Raw genomic sequence first — 3,676 nt, forward strand, 5'->3', positions numbered from 1 at the left:
GCCAACGTCCCATCGATCGATGCAGCCCTTGCCCAAATGGCCAACCAGCCCGTTGACCCTGAGGTGACAGATTGGGCCAATAGCGTACTTGCCGACAAGATCGACCAAGTAGCCGCCAAGCTGGCGCCGGCCGCGCCTTAAGGCCCCATGCGGCGGCAGCGATCCAATCGACAACAAGCCGTCGGGTCCGCCCGGCGGCTGCACCTTTCTCGCCTATCTGCAGCGTTGGTCCCAATGCAGGTCCGAGATTCTGGTCATGGCTATTTTGCGAAATCTCCAGCCGGGCCGCCGTCCTCAAGGCTGAATTCATGCGTGCTTCGCGCATCTTCATCGACCACACGAAACCAATGCTCCTGAAGCGCTCTAGGCGACACCCTTTGGCCCGTGACCTTCTCTACCGCAGATAACGGATCATCGGCGCTCGTGGCCTGAGTTGAGACACACTCCTCTCCATGCCACTCTTCCACCTGGTACTCTGGCATGCCGGCCTACCTACCGCTCCCCAGAGCCTTCGCTTCCCGCTCCAGCGTCTCGCGTCGGTTGCCGTGCTTCGCGATCAATTCCTTGACCTGCTGCGGGGTGATGCCGGCCTTGGTGGCGAAATACTCGACTTCATAATCTTCATCGGCAGAGACGCGGTCCCGATCGCGGAAGTCCGTCTTCGTTTTGTCGTCAGCCATTTGCTTTGCTCCTGGTTGAATGATCAACCGCAACGTGCAGCCGCAGCCTTTTGTTGCAGCGGAGCCCGGATTTCCGAAACGGTCACATGGGAAAACGGCCCTCAGTCGCAGGAGGTGCTGGTGTTGCTGTAACTTTGAACGGAACGGTTCTTCTCCTTGACGGTTGTGACGTGAAGGAGATGCCTCATGTTTGAAAGTGTGATGTGGTTGATCGTCGTTGCTGGTGGGCCACTGTTGCTGGCCCTATTGATGGCATACGTTCTTATGACCCGACGCCACCGTGGTCCTGCAGAACGCATGGAAAGCGACCGCGCGACCAAACGGCTCTATCGCCAGGACGAACGTTGATCCTGAGGCTGGCGCAACGTTTGCGCTCACGCTGGCCCGCTGCCTCGCGGTGGCAGGCTTCTTCGTTTTAGGAAGTTAGGAATAACTTAGGAAAGATTTGGCCCTCTTTGAAAATACAGAGGCAATTCAGCACGGTAGCCAAATATCTGGCGGAGGGAGTGGGATTCGAACCCACGGTGGGCTTGCACCCACGCCGGTTTTCAAGACCGGTGCCTTAAACCGCTCGGCCATCCCTCCAACTAGTTGCAATCATTCTGCTTTTTGAATTTTCGCAATCGGCCAAATCAGCCGTTTGCAACGCACTTTGCAACTATTTGCCTTTTCGCTCGCTGCTTATAGCCGCCTGCAATGCCACGTCAACTTGCTCTGCCGCATCGGCCTGCATTCCCGGCATGACGTGGCTGTAGAGGTCCAGCGTGATGCCTATCGTCGAATGACCCAAGCGTTCGCTGGCAACCTTCGGATGCACGCCGGCCGAAAGCATCTGCGATGCATGGGTGTGGCGTAGGTCGTGAAATCGGATGCGGGGCAGGGAGGTCTTGCCAAGGACACGCACCCATTCCCATTCAAATTGGATGGTCAGCAAGTAGCCGCTGCCCGCAGCGGCCCAGCAGCCGTCTGCGGGGACTTTGCAGCGGGCGCGCTGGGCCTGACCGGTGGGGCGGTGTGGTATCCGCCGGCTGGCGAACATATGCGCCTCCTCCCAACGCCAGCGAAACATCCAAACGAACGAGGTGATCTAACCGCGATCTCGCCATCCAAGGCCGACACATAGGCCGATAGCAAAGGCCTATAATAGCTGAGAGAACGAAAATGGCCGACGCCATGGTTGGGGAACCCGGGTGGGTAGGCGCCGGCCACAAGCGGAACAGGCCCGCCGCGCCACACACATGGCTGATTTGTCATCACGTGGTTATGGTGTGATCGCGTAGGGCTAGACCAGCGGAACCTAGTAAACGCCGCTTAGTAAGCGATCCTCGACGCGATCGTTCATCGCCACGACGACTTGGGAAACTTGACGGTTGCAGCCCTCTGCGATGTAGGTCAAGTCATGTACATCGGCCTTCCGATCATGAGCAGGCATGCGCCCATCCTACCATATCGCGCTGCCGGTATCGCAAGGCGCCGGCAGCAAGGGGGAGGCGACCAGAGCCGATGTGAAGGGACTAGGCAGCTAATATTCGCTTGCGCTAATTTATATGTGCCGTAACGTCATGCTCAGCGTTTTTGGGGAGGAGCAACGGTGGGGAGTATGATGAGATTAGCTGTGTTTTGCGCGGCGATCGTGATCGCTGGGACTGGTGTCGCTGTTGCCAAGGAGAAGAAGGTGGTGGTGAGTCACGCCACGGACCTTTGCTCTACGAAGCACTCGGCCAAGAAGCAGGTGCTCGGGCTGGACTGCAGGCCGACCGGAACCGTTAAATTGCCGGCCGGTGGAACGCCGGAAAAGCCGCGCCTCGGATACGACACCGATCCGTGGCTGGTTAAAGGCCTTTAGACACCAGGCGACGGCAACACAGCGCGGCTAAGGGGAATGTGCGCTGGCGGTGAAGCCTTCTTTGTTCTCTCATCGGTGGAACATTGTCGCCTGGAAACGCTTCGGACGGTGCACTGCCCCATCAGTGCAACGTTCCCTTCCTTGTTTGCACTGGCCGGCTGCCGAAAGGTGGCCGGCTTTTTTGTATATAACCGCGACCTGATGTTTGGGGCTTGTTGATTGGACAGCAGCGAGTGGCCGCTGCTGGCTTAGCGTCCAGGATTGGAATCTGTAAAGGCGAGATCACCAAGGCAGGGATGACCAGACTAAATAACGGTTTCGTCTGTTAGCCGCGACGCCGGCGATAATTGAATTCAGAAGGGCGTCGGCCCGGCTGCCCAACATCAGGGTGCACAGACAGCCGGGCCAAGGCTGGAAAGAGGTTCCGCTCCCGCCCAACCGGGATCGATCAACGCCATACCGCAGTCTGTGGTCTTCGCCGTCGATATCAGGCATCCGCGGGTAGAGCGGCTCGATGCCATCGAAGCAGAACTGCGCCAGGTGTGCGCGGCGGAGGCAGAAGCTCAGCATTGCACGGTAACGATCAGTCGGTCGTTCGACATGCCGGGGCGGCATTCTCTGCCGATATGGTCAAAACCGTCGAGGAGGCCGCCAATACCCTACAGCTGCCGCACAAACAGATGATCTCGGGTGCATTCCATGACGCGCTGTTCCTCGCCCGGGTGGCGCCTGCCGTGATGATCTTTGTGCCGTGCCGTGACGGGCTGAGCCACAACGAGGCGGAATATGTGGAGCCTGCCTACGCGGTTACCGGCGCGCGGGTTCTGCTGCAAGCGGCCACCGTCGCCGCCTCTTGGGGGCGACGGTGGCACAGGCGTGAAGAGGCAACCCGTAGGAGTTCCTGGTGCCCGTCAATCACTTCGTGACGTCGGCGGGCTGCAGCGGGTGGTCAAGGATGCCGAGCGGCGGCGGACTGATCGCGGACGTACGATCGACCCACATTCAACACCTGACCCAGCAGAAAAGCCCACCAGACCTGAACTGACCCCATAAAGTTGGACGGTTCATTGAGTTGGCAGGTTTAAGGGCTGGTTCCTGTATTGCACAGGGGCCAGCCCTTTCAGTTTCAGTTTGATGCGGCGGTGGTTGT

At 58.9% G+C, this 3,676-nt stretch carries 5 protein-coding genes and 1 tRNA gene; 3 read left to right on the forward strand and 3 right to left on the reverse strand.

Going from position 1 to position 3,676, the window contains the following annotated elements; translation table 11 throughout:
- Positions 1-488: 488 nt before the first annotated feature.
- Complete coding sequence (locus NKI61_RS32500) at positions 489-680, reverse strand: DUF3606 domain-containing protein (protein WP_023668952.1); 192 nt, start codon at positions 678-680, stop codon at positions 489-491.
- A gap of 186 nt (positions 681-866) precedes the next feature.
- Between NKI61_RS32500 and NKI61_RS32505 the strand changes: the two genes are divergently transcribed.
- Entirely contained in the window at positions 867-1,028 is a 162-nt protein-coding gene (locus tag NKI61_RS32505) for a hypothetical protein (RefSeq protein ID WP_023691300.1), read from the forward strand.
- A 147-nt stretch (positions 1,029-1,175) separates the two neighbouring features.
- Here NKI61_RS32505 and NKI61_RS32510 read toward each other — a convergent pair.
- Together NKI61_RS32510 and NKI61_RS32515 are read right to left on the reverse strand one after the other, a co-directional pair.
- Positions 1,176-1,265: transfer RNA gene (locus tag NKI61_RS32510), tRNA-Ser, on the reverse strand.
- A 73-nt stretch (positions 1,266-1,338) separates the two neighbouring features.
- Positions 1,339-1,719 carry a tyrosine-type recombinase/integrase gene (locus tag NKI61_RS32515; RefSeq protein WP_352842378.1) on the reverse strand — a complete coding sequence of 127 codons (381 nt, stop codon included), beginning with the start codon at positions 1,717-1,719 and terminating at the stop codon, positions 1,339-1,341.
- 561 nt (positions 1,720-2,280) lie between these two features.
- Here NKI61_RS32515 and NKI61_RS32520 point away from each other — a divergent pair.
- The gene (locus tag NKI61_RS32520; protein ID WP_352713150.1) at positions 2,281-2,526 is read left to right on the forward strand and encodes a hypothetical protein; all 246 of its coding nucleotides are present in this window, start codon (positions 2,281-2,283) and stop codon (positions 2,524-2,526) included.
- A gap of 569 nt (positions 2,527-3,095) precedes the next feature.
- The gene (locus tag NKI61_RS32525) at positions 3,096-3,452 is read left to right on the forward strand and encodes a M20/M25/M40 family metallo-hydrolase (protein WP_352713153.1); all 357 of its coding nucleotides are present in this window, start codon (positions 3,096-3,098) and stop codon (positions 3,450-3,452) included.
- Positions 3,453-3,676 lie beyond the last annotated feature (224 nt).

It is taken from the genome of Mesorhizobium sp. M0514, from assembly GCF_040321145.1.
Taxonomy (GTDB): Bacteria; Pseudomonadota; Alphaproteobacteria; order Rhizobiales; family Rhizobiaceae; genus Mesorhizobium.

What these genes read in the sequence shown, in the direction of transcription:
- NKI61_RS32500 (WP_023668952.1), bottom strand. Translation starts at nt 680, where the DNA reads ATGGCTGACGACAAAACGAAGACGGACTTCCGCGATCGGGACCGCGTC.
- NKI61_RS32505 (WP_023691300.1), top strand. Translation starts at nt 867, where the DNA reads ATGTTTGAAAGTGTGATGTGGTTGATCGTCGTTGCTGGTGGGCCACTG.
- NKI61_RS32515 (WP_352842378.1), bottom strand. Translation starts at nt 1,719, where the DNA reads ATGTTCGCCAGCCGGCGGATACCACACCGCCCCACCGGTCAGGCCCAG.
- NKI61_RS32520 (WP_352713150.1), top strand. Translation starts at nt 2,281, where the DNA reads ATGATGAGATTAGCTGTGTTTTGCGCGGCGATCGTGATCGCTGGGACT.